The sequence below is a fragment of the Cupriavidus sp. 96C5-1 genome, assembly GCF_057798855.1.
In genome coordinates this window covers 44,086-62,349 of sequence record NZ_JBYOJU010000020.1, presented here as the reverse complement: position 1 = coordinate 62,349, position 18,264 = coordinate 44,086, and the positions used below count along the sequence as shown (strand labels likewise).

Genomic DNA, 18,264 nt, shown 5'->3' with positions numbered 1-18,264 from the left:
CTTCAGTCCAGCAGGTCGGGCTGTTCCTTCACGATGCGGGCGTACAGCGGCTGGAACTGGAACCAGCCCGCCTGCGCGGAGCCGACGATCGAGTAAGCCTGGCGCGCGGCCGCGTCGGAAATCACTTTCAGCGGCGCGCCGGTGCGCGCGGCGGCGGCCTCGGCCAGCAGTTGCACCTGGCAGGAGCGCTCCATGGTGATGAACCACCAGGCGGCTTCGTCCACCGTCTTGCCCACCGTCAGCAGGCCGTGGTTCTGCAGGATGGCAGCCTTGTTGCCGCCCAGCGCGTTGGCGATGCGCTGGCCTTCGTCCAGTTCCACCACCACGCCACCGAAATCGTCGTAGACGGCATGGTCGTTATAGAAGGCGCACACGTCCTGGGTCAGCGCATCGAGCGGGCGCCCAAGCGTGGACCAGGCGCGGCCATGGGTGCTGTGGGAGTGCGCGGCGGCCACGGCGTCGGCGCGGGTCTGGTGCACGCGCGAATGGATGGCGAAGGCTGCGGCATTGACCGGGTAGTCGCCCTCCACCACATCGCCGTGGTGATCGCAGCGGATCAGGTTGCTCACCTTGACCTGGCTGAAATGCACGCCGAAGGGGTTGACCCAGAACGTATCCGGGAACTCCGGGTCGCGTGCGGTGATATGGCCAGCCACGCCTTCGTCGAAGCCAAACCTGGAAAACAGGCGAAAGGCCGCGGCCAGCCGCTGCTTGCGGTGCAGGCGCTCCTCCGCCGGCGTATCGAACTTGGGCGGGCGCGGCAGCATGCGGTACCTGGCCTTGACCTCCTCGGACAGGCCGGCGCCCATTTCATCCTGGTCGGCCTGGGGCCTGGTGTTATCTGCAGGGGCATTCATGGGGAGTCTCCTCTTTTCTGGTTGGCTTGCTCCCCTCTCCCCATGGCGGGAGAGGGAGTAAACACCGTCGGGCACTTCGGACGGCTTTGGCGCATCCTGCCGGCTTCGGCAAATGCCGCTGGATCGCCCCCTTTTCTACACCAGCTTGACCAGCTGCTTGCCGAAGTTCTTGCCCTTGAGCAGGCCCATGAAGGCTTCCGGCGCGCTGGCCAGGCCCTGGGCGACGCTTTCGCGGAACTTGATCTTGCCTTGCGCCACTGCGGTGCCGAGTTCCTGCAGGGCCTGCGGCCAGACGTCCATGTGCTCGGACACGATAAAGCCCTCCACCGTCAGGCGCGACACCAGGATCAGCTGCGGATTCTTCAGCGGCATCGGCTGGCCGTCGTAGCCGGCGATCATGCCGCAGATGGCAATGCGGCCGAAGGCGTTCATGCGCGCGAGCACGGTGTCGAGGATCTCGCCGCCCACGTTCTCGAAGTAGCCATCCACGCCGTCCGGGGTGGCTTCCTTGAACATGGTGTACAGCTCCTTGCTGTCCTTGGCCGCCTTGTAGTCGATACAGGCATCGAAGCCAAGTTCATTGACCACGTAATCGCACTTGTCCTTGCCGCCGGCAAAGCCCACCACGCGGCAGCCCTTGAGCTTGGCCAGCTGGCCCACCACGCTGCCGACCGCACCCGATGCCGCGCTCACCACCACGGTCTGGCCTGCCTTCGGCTGGATGATCTTGTTCAGGCCATACCAGGCCGTGACGCCGGGCATGCCCACCGAACCAAGGTAAGCCGACAGCGGGATATGGGTGGTATCGACCTTCTGGATGCCGAGACCGTTGGTGACCCCCATTTCCTGCCAGCCGAACATGCCGACCACCTTGTCGCCGACGGCATACTTCGGATTCTTCGACGCGGTGATCTCGCCGACCGTGCCGCCGATCATGACTTCGCCCAGCGGCTGCGGCGTAGCGTAGGACTTGCCCTCGTTCATGCGGCCGCGCATATAGGGGTCGAGCGAGAGATAGTGGTTGCGGACCAGCACCTCGCCGTCGGCCAGCTCGGGCACGGGCACCTCTTCCAGGCGGAAGTTGTCGGGGGTAACCGCGCCGGTGGGACGCGAGGCCAGGACGATGCGCTTGAAGGTGTTCGACATGATGGCTTCCTTACAGTGAAATGGACAAGGACACTCGTCCTTTGTCGTTCGTTGTGGGTGATGCCTCCCCGGCTTCTCGACGGGGCGGCCCGCTTATTTCATCAATGACAATGCCAGTGCCCGGTACGCGCGATGCGTGACGGGGTCGTTGGCGCCATTGGCCGCAATCGGATGCGAAGCGTAGCGCACGATGGTCAGCTCTGCCTTGGGATCGATATAGATCCGCTGGCCGTGGATGCCACGCGCCTCGAACACGCCGTGGTCATCGTTCGACACCCACCACATCGAGCGGTAGCTCCAGCCCGGCAGTGTGGCATAACCGGCCTTGGCGAACTTGGCGGGATCGCCGCCGCGGCGGATATCGGCGACCACTTCGGCCGGGATGATCTGCTGGCCATTGAACCGGCCGCCGTTGCGCACGGTTTCGCCAAAGCGGGCCAGGTCGCGCAGCGTGGTGTTGAGCCCACCGCCGCCGGACTCGCTGCCGACGCTGTCGACCATGAAATAGGCATCGCTCTCCGCGCCCATCTTCTGCCACACGCGCTCGGACAGCAGCCTGGCGAGCGATTGGCCGGAGGTCCGTTTGACGATCCAGGCCAGCACTTCGGCATTGACCGTCTTGTAGGCGAAGGCCTGGTCGTGCTCGCCCTCTTTCTTCAGCGTGCCGAGAAATTCATAGAACGTCTTGGGGCCCGCATAGCCAGGCTCGCGCGGCATCATGCCGCCGGCGCGGCTGTAGTCCCAGATCTCGGCCTTGGGGTCGGCGTAGTTTTCCGAGTACTTGACGCCCACCGTCATGTCCATCACCTCGCGCACGGTGGCGTCGCCGTATGCGGTACCCGCCATTTCCGGCAGGTAGCGCGTCACGGGCGCGGCGGGATCGATCTTGCCGTCGGCCACGAGCATGGCGGCCAGCGTGCCGACGAAGGACTTGGTCACCGACATCGCGATATGCGGCGTATGGTCGTCCAGCGCGCCGAAGTACTTCTCGTAGATCACGCGGCCCTTGTGCATCACCAGGATGCCGTCCGTATAGGTCAGTCCCAGCATGTCGCTGAAGGTGCGGTGGGTGCCGTCGGCATCCGTGAACGGCACGCCGCCGATATCGCGCTCGGCGCGTGGCAGTGCCGCTACCGGGCCGCGGCCATGCCAGACCGATGCGGTGGGGACCAGTTCGCGGATATGCGAAAAGCTCCAGCGGGTACGCGGGAAACCATTGCTGGCGGGGGTAAAGCTGATGACCTTGTCGGCCGCGGGGGGAAAGCCCTGCATCCAGCCTGCCGTGACGGGGTCGGTGGCTGCCGCAGACGGAAAGCTGGGTGCCGCCGGCGCGGCGGCAGGCGGAACGGGGGCATTCTGGGCTTGGCCCGGCTGGTACATGGCAAGAGTTCCTGCGCCGCAGACGGCGAGCACGGTCAGTTTCAGCAGCCGCGTGGCGGCCATTCGTTCAAACAGCATCTTGTCTCCATTCTTGGTTTTATAGGTGCTGCATGCCGGTTGATTCCGGCTTCCCTGCCGGTGTTACGGCTGTCCTTTCCCGACTCTCCGGCCGGTGGCGCGCGGCTGGCGCCGCCGGCCGCGCCCGGTTCAGCCGTCGGCGCCGGTATCGGCGGCACCGGCGGACGCGCGCTGCGGCGGCATGCGCTTGACGTACTTGAACGTGCCCGATCCGCGCGACACGATCCTGCCCTCGCCGTCGACGATCTCGGCCTCGCAGAAAACCATGGTGGTGGTGCGGTGCACGCACTGGCCACGGGCGATCAGATTGCCCCGGCCGGGCGCCATGAAGCTGGTCTTCATCTCGATGGTTACCACGCCGCGGCCGTCGGGGTCGGCGGCGCGGCCTGCAATGGCCATGGCCACATCGAGCAGCGTCATCAGCACGCCGCCGTGGGCCATGTCCCAGCTGTTCTGGTGGCGTTGTTCCAGCGCCAGCTGGATCTCGCTGCCCTCCTTGTCCATGCGGGTGCATTGCACGCCGAGCGAAGCGAGGAAGGGAATCTTGAGCGGAAAGGCGTTGCTTTGGGTCATGTTGGCTAATGAGGCGGAAACGGTACGGTCGGCTGCGGAACCAGTGCAAGGCGAAAGCCCCGCAACGCGCATGCCAACCGCATTAGAGCACGGGATCAGACCGCGCTCACGCCACCATCCACCGCCAGCACCTGGCCGGTGATGTGCTTGCCGGCGGCGCTGGCGAACAGCAGCGCCGCGCCCTTCAGGTCTTCGTCGTCGCCCAGCCGGTGCAGCGGCACCGAGGCGCACATGGCTTCCACGCCCAGGCGGTTCAGCGAGCCCTGGGTCATCTTGGAGGGGAAGAATCCCGGCGCCAGCGCGTTCACCGTGATGTTGTGCTCGCCCCACTCAGCCGCCAGCGTGCGGGTGAAGTTCACCACCGCGCCCTTGGAGGTGTTGTAGGCAATGGTCTCCATGGTGCCCGGCGGGTTGCCCGCCAGCCCGGCGATGGAGGCCACGTTGATGATGCGGCCATAACGGCGCGGGATCATCGACAGCTTGCCGATGCGCTGCGACAGCAGGAACACGCCGCGGATATTGAGGTTCATCACCTTGTCCCACGCCTCCACCGGGTGATCTTCGGCAGGCGCGCCCCAGGTGGCGCCGGCATTGTTGACGAGGATGTCGACATGGCCCAGCTTGGCCAGGGTCTCGTCGGCCAGGCGCGCGATATCCGCGTCGCGGGCGCCGTCGGCGGCGATCCAGTCAGCCTCGATGCCAAGCGCCTTCAGGTGGGCTTGCGCCGCTTGCAACTCGTCCGGCTTGCGCGCCGACAGCACGATGCGCGCGCCCTGCTCGCCGAGCGCTTCGGCAATCTGCAGGCCGAGCCCGCGCGAGCCGCCGGTGATCAGTGCCGTCTTGCCCTTGAGATCGAACAACTGCTGGATGGTGTTCATTGGGGTCTCCCGATATCGTGTTGCGGGCGCGCATCCGTGTGCGCGCCCGATCGTCTTGCGCAGCCGCCGGTGCTCAGAACCAGGCGTCCTGCATGTCCAGCGTGGTGCGGTCCAGCGAGGCCAGCAGGTCCAGTTGCGGTCCCACCTTGGGCAGCTCCCAGCGGAAAAAGTATTCCGCCGCCGCCAGCTTGCCGCGATAGAAGTCCTGGTCTTCCTGGCTGGTAGCGCCCGCGCGGGCAGCCTGCGCTACCAGCGCCTGCTCCAGCCACGTCCACGCCAGCACCACATGGCCGAAGGCTTCCAGGTAGACCGAGGCATTGGCCAGCGTCACCTCGGCGTCGCCCGCCGCCCACAGCGCCTGCGTGACTTCCGCCACGCGCTTGACGGCGGCGCCCAGCGCCTTTGCATGGCTGCCCAGCGCAGCGTCGCCACTGGCCAGCGCACGGCCGATGGTGGCCTGGATCTCTTCGCCCAGCGCCGCAAACGCGGCACCGTCCTTCATCACCACCTTGCGGCCCAGCAGGTCCAGGCCCTGGATGCCGTGGGTGCCTTCGTGGATCGGGTTGAGTCGGTTGTCGCGGTAGAACTGCTCGACGTTGTACTCGCGGGTGTAGCCGTAGCCGCCATGGACCTGGATGGCCAGGCTGTTGGCTTCCAGGCACCACTGCGACGGCCAGCTCTTGGCGATGGGGGTCAGGATATCCAGCAGCAGCGCCAGGCGCTCGTGCGCCGCACCCTCGGCGGCACGCTCCTGGTCCACCAGTTGCGCGCAATACAGGTTCAGGGCCAGCCCGCCTTCCACATAGCTCTTCTGCGCCAGCAGCATGCGGCGGATGTCCGCGTGCTCCACCAGCCGCACCTGCGGGCTGGCCGGATCCTTGCCGCCGGGGCCGATCGGGCGGCCCTGCGGGCGGTTGCGCGCGTAGTCCACCGAGTGCAGGTAGCCGGTATAGCCCAGCATCACCGCGCCCAGGCCCACGCCGATGCGGGCCTCGTTCATCATATGGAACATGCAGGCCAGGCCCTTGTGCGCCTCGCCCACCAGGTAGCCGATTGCGCCGGCCTTGCCGCCCGGCTTGTACTTCATGCCCTCGCCGAAGTTCAGCAGGCAGTTGGTGGTGCCGCGATAGCCCATCTTGTGGTTCAGGCCGGCCAGCACCACGTCGTTGTGCTCGCCCAGGCTACCGTCTGCATTGACCAGGTATTTCGGCACGATGAACAGCGAGATGCCCTTCACGCCGGGAATCAGCCTGCCGTCCGGGCCGGGGATCTTGGCCAGCACCAGGTGCACGATATTGTCGGACAGCTCGTGCTCGCCGGCCGAGATCCACATCTTGTTGCCGCGCAGGCGGTACTGCTGGCCGAGCGGCGATTCGCCCTCGTAATCGGCGCGGGTGGTGATGTCCGACAGGGACGAACCCGCCTGCGGCTCGGACAGGCACATGGTGCCGAAGAAGCGCCCCTCCATCTCCGGCTTGACGAAGGTTTCCACCTGCGCCGGCGTACCATGCGTGAGCAGCAGGTTGGCGTTGCCGATGGTCAGGAAAGGATAGGAGCTGGTGCCGACGTTCGCCCCCTTGAAGTAGGCGAAGCCGGCCTTCTCCACCACCACCGGCAGCTGCATGCCGCCGATCTCGTAGTCCTGCCCGGCGGCCATCAGGCCAGCCTCGCAGAAGGCCTTCAGCGCGGTCTTGACCTCGGGGATGATGGTGACGGTCTCGCCATCGAAATGCGGCTCGTGCTGGTCGTTCTTCTTGTTGTGCGGCGCGAACAGGTCGGTGGCGATCTTCTCGCAGGTATCGAGCGCGGCGTCGAAGGTCTCGCGGGAATGGTCGGCATAGCGCGGAATACGGGTCAGCCCCTCGACCTTGAGCCATTCGTACAGCACGAAGTTCAGGTCACGGCGGGAAAGGATCAGCGACATGGCAGGAAACGGCTCCCAGACTGGAAGGGGAAATCAAAGATGCGCGACCCGGCGGCGGCGCCTCGCATGACATGACATGGCATGGCATGGCGGCTTCGCGGCATGGATCGTCGCTGTCTCCACGGCGGCGCGCTCTCACGGCGCACCGCAAATTCTGTCAATGGCATGGGGAAAGAGAAAGCGCTCGCGCGCCCTCCTCTCCCTGCCTTGTTTCTAGCTACCTTCGCCCAGGCGTGCGATGGTGCCCTGCGCCACCGCACAGAGCTTTTCCTCGCCATCCTTGCGCACGAAGACATCGCAGCGCGCCACCGCCTGCTGGCGGCCGCGGCTGACGCACTCGGCGCGGGCGATCAGCAGGTCGCCGATCGCCGGACGCAGGTAGTTGATCTTGTACTCCGAGGTAACGACCGGCACCGCCATGGCCGCGCCGCCCGCATAGGTCAGCGCATTGTCGGCCAGGTAGCTGACCACGCCGCCGTGCAGGAAGCCGTGCTGTTGCTGCAGGTCCTGCCGCACCGGCAGGCGCAGCTCGGCATGGCCGTCCGCGGACAACGCAGCCAGCTCGGCGCCGACCAGCACGGAAAACGGCTGGCTGGCCAGCACCGCACGGCCATGTGCGAGCACCGGGTCTGCATGGTCGCCCATGATGCCGTGCCGTCGCTCAGAGGACTTCGAACAGGCCGGCCGCGCCCTGGCCGCCGCCGATGCACATGGTCACCACCACGTACTTGACGCCGCGGCGCTTGCCTTCGATCAGCGCATGGCCGACCAGGCGGGCACCCGAGACGCCGTAGGGGTGGCCCACCGCGATGGCGCCGCCGTTGACGTTGAGGCGATCCATCGGGATGCCCAGCGTGTCGGCGCAATACAGCACCTGCACGGCAAAGGCTTCGTTCAGCTCCCACAGGCCGATATCGCCCACGGTCAGGCCGGCCTTCTTCAGCAGCTTGGGCACCGCGAATACCGGGCCGATGCCCATTTCGTCAGGCTCGCAACCGGCCACGGCGAAGCCGCGGAACACGCCCAGCGGCTGCAGGCCCTTGGCCTCGGCCACCTTGGCGTCCATCACCACGACAGCCGAAGCGCCGTCGGAGAACTGCGAGGCGTTACCGGCCGAGACCACGCCACCGGGCATGGCGGTGCGGATCTTGGCCACGGCTTCCAGCGTGGTGTCGCCGCGGATGCCTTCGTCGGCCGAGACCGTGACTTCCTTGGTCATCAGCTGGCCGGTGGCCTTGTCGGCCACGCCCGCGAGCACCGTGATCGGCACGATTTCGTCGTTGAACTTGCCGGCTTCCAGGGCGGCGAAGGCGCGCTGCTGGCTGCGCACGCCGTACTCGTCCTGGCGCTCGCGCGAGATGTTGTAGCGCTTGGCCACGTTCTCGGCGGTCTGCAGCATGTTCCAGTAGATTTCCGGCTTGTTCCTGGTCAGCCAGCTTTCCTGGATCATGTGGCGGTTCATTTCCTGCTGCACGCAGGAAATGCTTTCCACGCCGCCGGCAACGAAGATGTCGCCTTCATCGGCGATCACGCGCTGCGCGGCCATGGCGATGGTCTGCAGGCCGGACGAGCAGAAACGGTTGACGGTGGCGCCGGGCACGGTGACCGGGCAGCCTGCGCGCAGGGCGATCTGGCGCGCGATATTGGCGCCGGTGGCGCCTTCCGGGTTGGCACAGCCCATCAGCACGTCTTCCACTTCACCAGCGTCGATCTTGGCGCGGGCGATAGCGTGCTGGACCGCATGGCCGCCCAGGGTGGCGCCGTGGGTCATGTTGAAACCGCCCTTCCAGCTCTTGGCCAGGCCGGTACGTGCGGTGGATACGATGACTGCCTCTTTCATGTCTTGCTCCTCGGTATCTCTGGTATCTGGTGACTTGCGGCGTGCCTTCACGTCCGGCAGTGTCATTCAATGTGTCTGGCTACGTTCAGCCGTATTAGCTTGGTCAGGCGATCCGTCGGGTTCGGTACGGTTCAGTACAGCAGGCCGGCCGACTGCAGGCGCTGCGCGCCCGCGGCTTCCAGGTCCAGCCACGCACGCGCCAGCGACCCGCCGAGATCGATGGCGCGGCAGGCGTCCTCAATCACGATGGCCTCGAATCCTGCAGCCCGGGCGTCGAGCGCGCTCCAGGCAACGCAGTAATCCGTTGCCAGTCCCACGCAAAATACCCGGCGCACGCCGCGCTCCCGCAGATAGCCGCCCAGCCCGGTGCGGGTGATGCGATCGGCCTCCATAAAGGCCGAGTAGCTATCCACTTGGCGATGATGGCCCTTGCGGATCACCATCTGCGCATGCGGCACGTCCAGCCCGGCGTGCAGCGCCGCGCCGTGGCTGCCCTGCACGCAGTGCGTGGGCCACAGCACTTGCTGGCCATAGGGCAGCGCCACGGTCTGGAACGGCTGTGTGCCGGCATGGTTGGCGGCAAACGAGACGTGGCCGGCGGGATGCCAGTCCTGGGTCAGCACCACATGCGCAAACGCCGCCGCGAGGCGGTTGATCACGGGCACGACTTCATCGCCATGCGCCACGGCAAGCGCGCCGCCCGGCATGAAATCGTTCTGCACGTCGATGACCAGCAGGCAATCTTCGGGGCCGTACTGCTTGACCATGCCGCTACTCCTTGCCCGGTGACCGCATTGCGATCTGTGGTGGAAACCCCGCGCGGCTTTACCCGGCCGCGCGGCATCGAATCGCCCTGGCTATGCTCGGCCGCGACTTAGCCGTTGAAGCCCTTGCCCTCGGCGGCCAGCTTCTCCAGCAGCGGCGCTGCCTTCCAGGCTTCGCCGTGGTAGCCCTTGGCGTAGCGCGCCATCGACTGCGCCACGTTGAACAGGCCGACCTGGTCCGCATACAGCATCGGGCCGCCGCGGAACAGCGGGAAACCGTAGCCGGTCAGGTAGACCATGTCGATATCCGAGGCCTTGGATGCAATGCCTTCTTCCAGGATCTTGGCGCCTTCGTTGACCAGCGCGAACACCAGGCGCTCGACGATTTCCTCGTCGGAAATCTTGCGGCGGGTGATGCCCAGGTCCTTGGAGTGCTGCACGATCATGTCGTTGACCTGCTGGTTCGGATACGGCTTGCGGTCGCCCGCCTTGTAGTCGTACCAGCCCGCGCCGGTCTTCTGGCCGTAGCGGCCCTGCTCGCACAGCAGGTCGGCGGTCTTCGAGTATTGGATGTCCGGCTTGTCCACGGCGCGGCGCTTGCGGATGGCCCAGCCGATATCGTTGCCGGCCAGGTCGCCCATGCGGAACGGGCCCATGGCAAAGCCGAACTTCTCGATGGCCTTGTCCACCTGCTCGGGCAGCGCGCCTTCGTCCAGCAGGTAGCCGGCCTGGCGGCTGTACTGCTCGATCATGCGGTTGCCGATAAAGCCGTCGCACACACCGGATACCACGGCGGTCTTCTTGATCTTCTTGGCGACCTGCATGACGGTTGCCAGCACGTCCTTGCCGGTCTTCTCGCCACGCACCACTTCCAGCAGCTTCATCACGTTGGCCGGGCTGAAGAAGTGCATGCCGACCACGTCCTGCGCACGCTTGGTGAAGGAGGCGATCTTGTTGACGTCCAGCGTGGAGGTGTTGGACGCCAGGATCGCGCCCTGCTTCATCACTTCGTCCAGCTTCTTGAAGACGATTTCCTTGACGCCCATTTCCTCGAACACGGCCTCGATCACCATGTCCGCGTCCTTGATGTCGTCATAGGACAGCGTGGTGGTCAGCAGGCCCATGCGCTGCTCGACCTTCTCTTGCGTGAGCTTGCCCTTCTTGGCGCTGTTCTCGTAGTTCTTGCGGATCGTGGCCACGCCGCGGTCCAGCGCTTCCTGCTTGGTTTCCAGCATGATCACCGGGATCCCGGCGTTCAGGAAATTCATGGTGATGCCGCCGCCCATGGTGCCGGCGCCGATCACGGCGATCTTCTCCAGCTTGCGGGTCGGCGTGCCTTCCGGTACGTCCGGGATCTTGCTGGCGGCACGCTCGCCAAAGAAGGCGTGGCGCAGCGCGCGCGATTCCGGCGTGGTGATCAGGTACATGAAGCCTTCGCGCTCGGCCTTCAGGCCGGCTTCGAACGGCAGGAGCGACGCTGCCACGGCGTCCACGCACTTCAGCGGCGCCGGGAAGTTCTTGGCGACGGCCGCCACGGTATTGCGGGAGAAGGCGATGAAGCCTTCGGCGTTCTCATGCTTGACCTTCAGGTCGCGCACCTTGGGGTACGGGCCAGGGTTGGCAGCTGCCGTCCTGGCGAAAGCCACGGCCGCGGGCAGCACGTCGCCGTCCACGATCTCGTCAAACAGTTTGGTGCCGGCAAACTTCTCGCTGGGGATGGCATTGCCCGACACGATCATGTTCAGGGCCGCTTCCAGGCCGATCACGCGCGGCAGGCGCTGCGTGCCGCCGGCGCCGGGCAACAGGCCCAGCTTCACTTCCGGCAGGGCGATCTGCGCGCCCTTCGAAGCCACGCGGTAGTTACAGCCCAGCGCCAGCTCCAGGCCGCCGCCCATGGCCACGGAATGGATCGCCGCCACCACCGGCTTGCTCGAACCTTCGACCACCTTGATCACCGAATGCAGCGTCGGCTCCTGCGTGGCCTTGGGCGTATTGAATTCGCGGATGTCCGCGCCGCCCGAGAAGGCCTTGCCGGCGCCGGTAATGACGATGGCCTTGACGGCCGCATCGTCCAGCGCACGGGTCATGCCTTCGACGATGCCGAGCCGGGTGCTGAGACCCAGGCCATTCACGGGGGGATTGTCGAGCGTGATGACGGCTACGCCGTCCTGAACCTGATACTGCGCTGTCATGCTGGTTCCTTTGGAAACTGAAAGTTGTCTCGGGATTCGAATTCTCGAATTATTGTTCTGGGCGAGGCGCCAGGCCACCGCCCGACCCGGGGGAAAACCGCATGCCGACGCCCCCTGGCCGATGCCCGCCCTATCGCGAGCGGATCAAGCATACACAAAATAGCACGGTCGTTCAATTTCATTTTGGGGCATCCGGGCAGCGCCATGCGCCCCGTTCATGGAGGATCTCGCCGGCGTGCATTCCGGGCGCCCGAGGGCGGCAAAAAGTCAGGGGAAGCCCGGGGCACCATGTCCCATGCAGCACATTCGTCCGCTCCCGAGGGTTACCTCTAGTCACAGTAGACGACTTTCCTGACATAAACCGCCTCAACCCTCGGATTTACCCTGAGAACCCGGTAAACTTCCGCCCTTTGCCCGCGCGGATGACCCCACAAGGCCCCACCCGTGCCGAAGTCGCGGCTCCGGCCGCCGGAGTTCCAGTGACCCTGATGTCTTCCAAGCCTGATTCCCTGTCCCAGCCTCTCCGCCGCCCGTCCTCCCAACCGCATCCTCACCAGCACCCCGTCGTCGAGCACGACGATCTCCAGCGCAAGCTCAAGGCCCGCCACCTGACCATGATCGCCATCGGCGGCGCGGTGGGCACGGGGCTGTTCGTGGCCTCCGGCGCGTCGATCTCGCAGGCCGGCCCCGGCGGCGCACTGCTGATGTATTGCCTGATCGGCCTGATGGTCTACTGCCTGATGACCAGCCTGGGCGAGCTAGCCGTGCATATGCCGGTGGCAGGTTCCTTTGTCACCTACAGCGCGCTCTATGTGGAAGAAGGCTTCGGCTTCGCGCTCGGCTGGAGCTACTGGTTCAACCTGGCGGTGACCATCGCGGTGGAGCTCGCGGCGGCGCAGCTGGTGATGGCATACTGGTTCCCGCATGTCTCCGGCATGGTCTGGAGCGCCGGCTTCCTGCTGCTGATGTTCGGCCTCAACGCTTTCTCGGTACGCGGTTTCGGCGAGGCCGAATACTGGTTCGCGCTGATCAAGGTGGTCACGGTGCTGGTCTTCCTGGCGGCTGGGCTGATGATGATCTTCGGCATTCTCAAGAGCGCGCCGGAATCCGGATGGCATAATTTCACCATTGGCGATGCGCCGTTCGTAGGCGGCATTCCTGCCATGTTCGGCGTCGCCATGATCGCCGGCTTCTCCTTCCAGGGCACCGAAACCGTGGGCGTGGCCGCCGGCGAAGCCGCCGACCCGGCGCGCACCATCCCGCGCGCCATCCGCCAGACCTTCTGGCGCATCCTGCTGTTCTACGTGCTGGCGATCCTGATCATCGGCGTGCTGATTCCTTACACCGATCCCAACCTGCTGCGCAACGATGTCACCGACATCGGCGTCAGTCCCTTCGCGCTGGTGTTCCGCCACGCCGGGCTGGCCCTGGCCGCCGGTGTGATGAACGCAGTGGTGCTGACCGCCCTGCTTTCCGCCGGCACCTCCAGCATGTACGCCTCCGCCCGCATCCTGTACGGCCTGGCGGTCAGCGGACGGGCGCCGCGCGCGCTGGCCCGGCTCTCCGCCAACGGCGTGCCCTATAACGCGCTGTTCGCCACCACCGCCGTGGGTGCGCTGTGCTTCCTCAGCTCGCTGTTCGGCGACAAGGTGGTCTATATGTGGCTGCTCAACACCTCGGGCATGACCGGCTTTATCGCCTGGCTGGGCATTGCCGTCAGCCACTACCGCTTCCGCCGGGGCCTGGTGTACCAGGGCTACAAGCCGTCCGACCTGGCCTACCGCTCGCCGCTCTATCCCTTCGGCCCGATCTTTGCCACCGTGTTGTGCGTGGTGATCGTGCTCGGGCAGAACTACCAGGCCTTCAGCGATGTGCGCGGGCGCTGGATGGAGATCGTCGGCACCTATATCGGCGTGCCGCTGTTCCTGATGCTGTGGCTCGGCTACCGGCTGGTCAGGAAATCGCGGCTGGTCAGCTATGAAGACATGCCGTTCGACTGCAAGCGCGCCGGAGAAGGAAAGCCGGCTGCAGGCGCCACCCGCCCGGCCGACGAACAACCCGCCGCCTAGGTTCTCCTTTTCTACGTAAGCCGCCGCTGCGAAGGCGGCAAAGCGAATCGCGTGGGGCTGCTACAATCTCGCCACGTATTTAATGGTTGGGCAAAATGGGCTTCGAACAACTGGCGGCACTGAAGGAACAACTGGCAAAGCAAGCCAAGGCTGCACCACGCCAAGCTAAGGCAGAACCACGCGTCAAGGCGCGACGCGCCCCGCCTGCGGCTTCGGTCAAGCAGGCCAAGCCGGTTAGTCCGGCCAGCCCGGCCAAGCCGGTCGATCCGGTGGTGCAGGCCATAGGGAAGCTGCAAAAGCGTTTTCCGCAGACCTTTCCGAAGAATCCTGCGCCCAAGGTACCGCTCAAGATCGGCATCTTCGAGGATCTCGTGCCGCACGCGCAGGAGCTTGGCCTGACGGAATCGATACTGCGCGATGCGATCCGGACCTGGTGCCGCGGCACCCGCTACTGGACCTGCATGGTGGAAGGCGCCCCGCGCGTGGATCTGGCGAATCAGGAGGCGGGACAGGTTTCGCAGGCCGATGCGAAACGGGCGCAGCAACTGCAAGCGCATCGCACGGCGCGCACGGTAGCCAAACCTGCCGCCGAGCCGAAGCCCAACTGATCCAGTCAGGCCATGTCCGCGGACAGCAGCTCCGCATAGCGCGGCAGATCCACATTGCCGCCGCTGACGATGATGCCCACACGCCTGCCTTGCACCGGCAACCCCGCATAACGCGCCGCCGCGAGGCCAAGGCAGCCTGTCGGCTCGACCACCAGCTTCATCGCCTGCGCGAACATGCGCATGCATTCGATCAGCGCACGGTCCGGCACGGCAACGATATCGGTTACGCCACGGCGGATCAATGCGAATGTCAACGCGCCGAGATGCTGGGCGCGCGCGCCGTCGGCGATCGTGTCGGGCGGATCGATATGCACGATGGCGCCTTTGCGAAGCGACTGCTGCCCATGATTGCCGGTCTCGGGCTCGACGCCGTACAGCAGGCAGCCAGGCGAGAGCTGTTCCGTCACTAGCGCGGCGCCGCCGAGCAGGCCACCGCCCCCCTGGCAAACGAACAGGGCATCGAGCGGACCGGTTTCTGCCAGCAGTTCGCGGGTCACCGTGCCTTGTCCGGCAATGACATCCGCGTGGTCATACGGCGGAATCAGCGTGAGGCCCCGCTCTTCCGACAGGCGACGCGTGATCGCTTCGCGGTCGTCGACCTGGCGGTCATACAAGACCACCTGCGCGCCGCAGGCGCGGGTCGCTGCCACCTTGGATGCCGCCGCGTCGCGCGGCATCACCACCGTCACCGGAATGCCGAGCACCTGCCCGGCCAGCGCGATGCCCTGCGCATGATTGCCGCCGGAGAAGGCGATGGCGCCACGGCTGCGCTGCCCGGCGTCGAAGCGCGCCAGCGCGTTGAATGCGCCGCGAAACTTGAAGGCGCCGGTGCGCTGCAGGTTCTCGCACTTGAAAAACAGCTCGGCGCCCACCCAGGCATCCATCGCGGGCGAGCGCAGCACTGGCGTGCGCCACGCGTGCCCGGCCAGCCGGCCGGCAGCGGCTACCACATCGTCGTAGCCCGGCAGGATTTCGTTCATTGGCCGGGTCCGCGCATGCCGCAGGCAGGGTGTGCCGGCCTCATTCCGTCGCCTCGTCGGTGGGATGCTTCCAGGCGGCCAGCACCTCGGGCGACGGCGTCAATGCGAGATTGATGCCGCGCGGTCCGATGGGCTGCTGGAACCAGCGCTTCTGCAATGCCACCACATCGGGGCCGGCGAAGACCGACGTCAAGGTCTGGTCGACCAGCTGCTTCCACTCGGGATCGGATTTCGGCAGCATCAGCGCGTTGCGCTCGACCGATAGCGCCGGTCCGGCAACGGTGTACTGCGCCGGATTCTTCGAATTGGCGCGCAGCCCGTACAGCACCACGTCGTCCAGCACGAAGGCCTGGGCACGGCCGGACTCCAGCAGCAGGAAGGATTCATTGTGATCCTTCGCATAGACATCGTTGTACGCATACTGGGCCTTCAGCCGGCGCACGTGGCGGTCACCGGTGGAGCCAGCGCTGGTGACCACCACCTTGCCGCGCAGGTCGCCGAAGGACTGGATGCCCGAATCCGCTCGCACCAGCATGCGTACCACCGATACATAGTGGGATACGCTGAAGGCCACCTGTCTCTGGCGCTCAGCCGTATTGGTGTTGGGCGCGCAGTCGACCGCCACCAGGCCGTTCATCACCGCGGGCACGCGGCTTTGCGCCGTCAGCGGAAGCCAGCGTACCTTCAGGTCTTTCAGGCCAAGCTTCTGGCGCGCGGCCTCGGCTACGCGCAGGCACAGGTCCACCGCGTAGCCCGAGGGCTGTCCCTTGATGTCGGAGAAAGAAAACGGCAGCGCGCCCTCGCGATAGCCCATCATGATCGTGCCCGATTCGCGGATCTGCTCCAGTATCGGGCTCTGGGCTCGCGCACCCTGGGGAGCCGCGATGGCAGCGAAGGCAATCAGCGCAGCGAACGTGCGGGCTGTCAAAGAAGTAGGAAAGGACATGGCGAGGTTTCAGGCAAAGCGCGCAGCGTATTACGCATACGGTACCAGTGAAACAAACTCTTTCTTATAAGTGCATGCCCCGACTTCTCATTAGCAAATTACCTTTCCGGGTAACGCTGTGGCCACCATGGCGTTCGCTGCGCCGTCAGGCGACGCCCCGCGCGACGGGCAGTGTTTGTCCCGCCGCGGTCCCGTGGCCTGGGAGGGCCTCGTCGGCAAACGGTTCGATATCGCCTTCCTGACCCAGTTCCCCCTCCCATTTGGCGACCACGGCGGTGGCAATGCTGTTGCCCAGTACGTTGGTGGCCGTGCGCCCCATATCGAGGAACTGGTCGATTCCCATCACCAGCAACAGCCCGGCTTCCGGCAAGCCGAACATCGGCAGGATGGCGGCCACCACCACCAGCGAGCCGCGCGGCACGGCGGCCATGCCCTTGCTGCTGACCATCAGGATCAGCAGCATGGTGATCTGGTGACCGAGGGACATATGGACATTGAAGGCCTGCGCGATAAAGACGGCCGCGAACGCCTGGTACACCATGGAACCGTCGAGGTTGAATGAATAGCCCAGGGGAAGAACGAAGCCGACCAGGCGCTTCTTCACCCCGAAGCGCTGCAGCCGCTCGATCATCTTCGGGTAGGCGGCCTCGCTGCTGGCCGTGGAGAAAGCGATCATCATGGGTTCGCGGATGCCCTTGGCAAGATCGAACATGCGGCGCTTCAGCACCGCGTAGCCTGCGATGAATAGCACAGCCCACAGCGCCAGCAGCGCGAGATAGAACGCGCCGATGAACTTGCCATAGGTCAGCAGCACGTCGAGCCCCTGCACCGTAACTGCCGCGGCGAGCGCGGCAAAGATGCCGACCGGGGCAAACAGCATCACGGTGTTGGTGATGCGCAGCATCACGTCCATCAGTTCGTCGACGGACCGCTTCACGAACTGGCCCGAGCCGCCGGTGGCCCTGCCGAGCGCAACACCGAAGAACAGCGAAAAGATCAGGATCTGCATGATCTCGTTGGTCGCCATCGCCTCGAAGATGCTCTTGGGGAAGATATGCGTGACGAACTCTTTCAGGTTCAGCGCGCCGGTCTTGAGATTCGTGCTCGCGCCCGCGTCCGGCAAGACCATGTTCAGGTTGACACCGGGTTGCGCCAGGTTCACGAAGAGCAGCCCGATGCTAAGCGAAACCAGCGACGCGACGACGAACCAGGTCAATGCCTTGGCGCCGATGCGGCCGATCGCCTTGGTATCGTCCATGCCGGCGATACCGGAGACCAGCGTCGCGAACACGAGCGGAGCGATGATCATCTTGATCATGCGCAGGAAAATCTCGGTAATGATCGAGAAATTGCCGGCAATCGCCTTGGCCTCGGCGGCATCCGCCGCCACATGGTGGCAGGCGTAGCCTACGATGACGCCAAGAGCCATGCTCAGCATGATCCAGCGGGTAAGTTTGTTGGTGGTTTTCTTCATGTCGCCTCCTGACCGGTTTCCGATATCGACGCCCAGGGCTGAATGTGTCCTGGGGCTGCCTTTGTTGCCCTCGCCGGCGGGCGCTATGCCAGCCTGAGTTGGCGGGCGCCAGGCGCCAACGCCAAAGCCTCGACTTCGACGGCCGCGCCGTAATGCAGCGCGGATACTCCCGCCACGGCACGGGCCGGACGATGCTCGCCGATCCATTCGCCGTAGAGACGGTCGAATTCCGGCCACAGGGCGATATCGGTCACGTAGACGCGAACCTGGACAAGACTGCGCCTGTCCACCCCTCCCTCGGCAAGGCAGCCATCCACATTGGCCAGCGCCAGCCGCACCTGATCCGCGAACGGGCGCTCGCCCGGCGCTTCCCCGCTTGCGTCAACCGGCAATTGGCCGGAAATATGGACAAAGCCGCCGGCCACGCAGATATGCGAGTAATGCCCGGCGGGCGGCGTGATCTTGCTGCTGTCGGCGCAAAGAATGGCCGGCGAGGAAGGATTGGGTGTCATGGGGTTCCGCTTGACTTAGGGTTGGATCGTGAGCCGCCGGCAG

The 18,264-nt window shown here is 65.5% G+C and carries 16 protein-coding genes; 2 read left to right on the top strand and 14 right to left on the bottom strand.

What is annotated here, in order from left to right; all coding sequences use genetic code 11:
* Positions 1 to 2 precede the first annotated feature (2 nt).
* The 10 genes from AC3FOF_RS21500 to AC3FOF_RS21455 all read right to left on the bottom strand — a co-directional run bounded on the left by AC3FOF_RS21500 (position 3) and on the right by AC3FOF_RS21455 (position 11,632).
* Entirely contained in the window at positions 3 to 857 is an 855-nt protein-coding gene (locus tag AC3FOF_RS21500; RefSeq protein WP_488727720.1) for a class II aldolase/adducin family protein, read from the bottom strand.
* Positions 858 to 992: 135 nt separating this feature from the next.
* On the bottom strand, positions 993 to 2,003 hold the full coding sequence (locus tag AC3FOF_RS21495; protein ID WP_017223856.1) for an NADP-dependent oxidoreductase: 1,011 nt from the start codon (positions 2,001 to 2,003) through the stop codon (positions 993 to 995).
* A gap of 93 nt (positions 2,004 to 2,096) precedes the next feature.
* Positions 2,097 to 3,383 (bottom strand): serine hydrolase domain-containing protein, encoded by a 1,287-nt coding sequence (locus tag AC3FOF_RS21490; protein ID WP_488727770.1) that lies wholly within the window; start codon positions 3,381 to 3,383, stop codon positions 2,097 to 2,099.
* Positions 3,384 to 3,590: 207 nt separating this feature from the next.
* A complete protein-coding gene (locus tag AC3FOF_RS21485) occupies positions 3,591 to 4,034 on the bottom strand; it encodes a PaaI family thioesterase (RefSeq protein ID WP_276265628.1) in 444 nt (147 codons plus the stop codon).
* A 95-nt stretch (positions 4,035 to 4,129) separates the two neighbouring features.
* A complete protein-coding gene (locus tag AC3FOF_RS21480) occupies positions 4,130 to 4,912 on the bottom strand; it encodes an SDR family oxidoreductase (protein ID WP_488727719.1) in 783 nt (260 codons plus the stop codon).
* 73 nt (positions 4,913 to 4,985) lie between these two features.
* Complete coding sequence (locus AC3FOF_RS21475) at positions 4,986 to 6,836, bottom strand: acyl-CoA dehydrogenase (protein WP_488727718.1); 1,851 nt, start codon at positions 6,834 to 6,836, stop codon at positions 4,986 to 4,988.
* Positions 6,837 to 7,049: 213 nt separating this feature from the next.
* Positions 7,050 to 7,481 (bottom strand): PaaI family thioesterase, encoded by a 432-nt coding sequence (locus AC3FOF_RS21470; RefSeq protein WP_017223851.1) that lies wholly within the window; start codon positions 7,479 to 7,481, stop codon positions 7,050 to 7,052.
* Positions 7,482 to 7,497: 16 nt separating this feature from the next.
* Positions 7,498 to 8,676 carry an acetyl-CoA C-acyltransferase gene (locus AC3FOF_RS21465; protein WP_488727717.1) on the bottom strand — a complete coding sequence of 393 codons (1,179 nt, stop codon included), beginning with the start codon at positions 8,674 to 8,676 and terminating at the stop codon, positions 7,498 to 7,500.
* 131 nt (positions 8,677 to 8,807) lie between these two features.
* On the bottom strand, positions 8,808 to 9,443 hold the full coding sequence (gene pncA / locus AC3FOF_RS21460; RefSeq protein WP_017223849.1) for a bifunctional nicotinamidase/pyrazinamidase: 636 nt from the start codon (positions 9,441 to 9,443) through the stop codon (positions 8,808 to 8,810).
* A 107-nt stretch (positions 9,444 to 9,550) separates the two neighbouring features.
* Positions 9,551 to 11,632, bottom strand: coding sequence for a 3-hydroxyacyl-CoA dehydrogenase NAD-binding domain-containing protein (locus tag AC3FOF_RS21455; protein ID WP_488727716.1), 2,082 nt, complete (start codon positions 11,630 to 11,632; stop codon positions 9,551 to 9,553).
* Positions 11,633 to 12,120: 488 nt separating this feature from the next.
* Between AC3FOF_RS21455 and AC3FOF_RS21450 the strand changes: the two genes are divergently transcribed.
* Both AC3FOF_RS21450 and AC3FOF_RS21445 read left to right on the top strand, forming a co-directional pair.
* Positions 12,121 to 13,701 (top strand): amino acid permease, encoded by a 1,581-nt coding sequence (locus tag AC3FOF_RS21450; protein WP_488727769.1) that lies wholly within the window; start codon positions 12,121 to 12,123, stop codon positions 13,699 to 13,701.
* Positions 13,702 to 13,796: 95 nt separating this feature from the next.
* Positions 13,797 to 14,309 (top strand): ProQ/FinO family protein, encoded by a 513-nt coding sequence (locus tag AC3FOF_RS21445; RefSeq protein ID WP_488727715.1) that lies wholly within the window; start codon positions 13,797 to 13,799, stop codon positions 14,307 to 14,309.
* A gap of 5 nt (positions 14,310 to 14,314) precedes the next feature.
* Here the strand turns inward: AC3FOF_RS21445 and AC3FOF_RS21440 are convergent, their stop codons facing one another.
* The 4 genes from AC3FOF_RS21440 to AC3FOF_RS21425 all read right to left on the bottom strand — a co-directional run bounded on the left by AC3FOF_RS21440 (position 14,315) and on the right by AC3FOF_RS21425 (position 18,221).
* On the bottom strand, positions 14,315 to 15,289 hold the full coding sequence (locus AC3FOF_RS21440) for a threo-3-hydroxy-L-aspartate ammonia-lyase (RefSeq protein ID WP_488727714.1): 975 nt from the start codon (positions 15,287 to 15,289) through the stop codon (positions 14,315 to 14,317).
* Between the two features lie 40 nt (positions 15,290 to 15,329).
* Positions 15,330 to 16,235, bottom strand: coding sequence for an amino acid ABC transporter substrate-binding protein (locus AC3FOF_RS21435; protein WP_035804950.1), 906 nt, complete (start codon positions 16,233 to 16,235; stop codon positions 15,330 to 15,332).
* A gap of 145 nt (positions 16,236 to 16,380) precedes the next feature.
* Positions 16,381 to 17,709 carry a dicarboxylate/amino acid:cation symporter gene (locus tag AC3FOF_RS21430; RefSeq protein ID WP_488727713.1) on the bottom strand — a complete coding sequence of 443 codons (1,329 nt, stop codon included), beginning with the start codon at positions 17,707 to 17,709 and terminating at the stop codon, positions 16,381 to 16,383.
* A gap of 83 nt (positions 17,710 to 17,792) precedes the next feature.
* Positions 17,793 to 18,221, bottom strand: a complete 429-nt coding sequence (locus AC3FOF_RS21425) for a RidA family protein (RefSeq protein WP_276267807.1) — start codon at positions 18,219 to 18,221, stop codon at positions 17,793 to 17,795.
* Between the last annotated feature and the right edge of the window lie 43 nt (positions 18,222 to 18,264).

Coding starts and splice junctions, on each gene's coding strand:
- AC3FOF_RS21425 (WP_276267807.1), bottom strand. CDS start 18,221: ATGACACCCAATCCTTCCTCGCCGGCCATTCTTTGCGCCGACAGCAGC.
- AC3FOF_RS21440 (WP_488727714.1), bottom strand. CDS start 15,289: ATGAACGAAATCCTGCCGGGCTACGACGATGTGGTAGCCGCTGCCGGC.
- AC3FOF_RS21445 (WP_488727715.1), top strand. CDS start 13,797: ATGGGCTTCGAACAACTGGCGGCACTGAAGGAACAACTGGCAAAGCAA.
- AC3FOF_RS21455 (WP_488727716.1), bottom strand. CDS start 11,632: ATGACAGCGCAGTATCAGGTTCAGGACGGCGTAGCCGTCATCACGCTC.
- AC3FOF_RS21465 (WP_488727717.1), bottom strand. CDS start 8,676: ATGAAAGAGGCAGTCATCGTATCCACCGCACGTACCGGCCTGGCCAAG.
- AC3FOF_RS21490 (WP_488727770.1), bottom strand. CDS start 3,383: ATGTACCAGCCGGGCCAAGCCCAGAATGCCCCCGTTCCGCCTGCCGCC.
- AC3FOF_RS21495 (WP_017223856.1), bottom strand. CDS start 2,003: ATGTCGAACACCTTCAAGCGCATCGTCCTGGCCTCGCGTCCCACCGGC.
- AC3FOF_RS21430 (WP_488727713.1), bottom strand. CDS start 17,709: ATGAAGAAAACCACCAACAAACTTACCCGCTGGATCATGCTGAGCATG.
- AC3FOF_RS21470 (WP_017223851.1), bottom strand. CDS start 7,481: ATGGGCGACCATGCAGACCCGGTGCTCGCACATGGCCGTGCGGTGCTG.
- AC3FOF_RS21500 (WP_488727720.1), bottom strand. CDS start 857: ATGAATGCCCCTGCAGATAACACCAGGCCCCAGGCCGACCAGGATGAA.
- AC3FOF_RS21475 (WP_488727718.1), bottom strand. CDS start 6,836: ATGTCGCTGATCCTTTCCCGCCGTGACCTGAACTTCGTGCTGTACGAA.
- AC3FOF_RS21480 (WP_488727719.1), bottom strand. CDS start 4,912: ATGAACACCATCCAGCAGTTGTTCGATCTCAAGGGCAAGACGGCACTG.
- AC3FOF_RS21485 (WP_276265628.1), bottom strand. CDS start 4,034: ATGACCCAAAGCAACGCCTTTCCGCTCAAGATTCCCTTCCTCGCTTCG.
- AC3FOF_RS21435 (WP_035804950.1), bottom strand. CDS start 16,235: ATGTCCTTTCCTACTTCTTTGACAGCCCGCACGTTCGCTGCGCTGATT.
- pncA (WP_017223849.1), bottom strand. CDS start 9,443: ATGGTCAAGCAGTACGGCCCCGAAGATTGCCTGCTGGTCATCGACGTG.
- AC3FOF_RS21450 (WP_488727769.1), top strand. CDS start 12,121: ATGTCTTCCAAGCCTGATTCCCTGTCCCAGCCTCTCCGCCGCCCGTCC.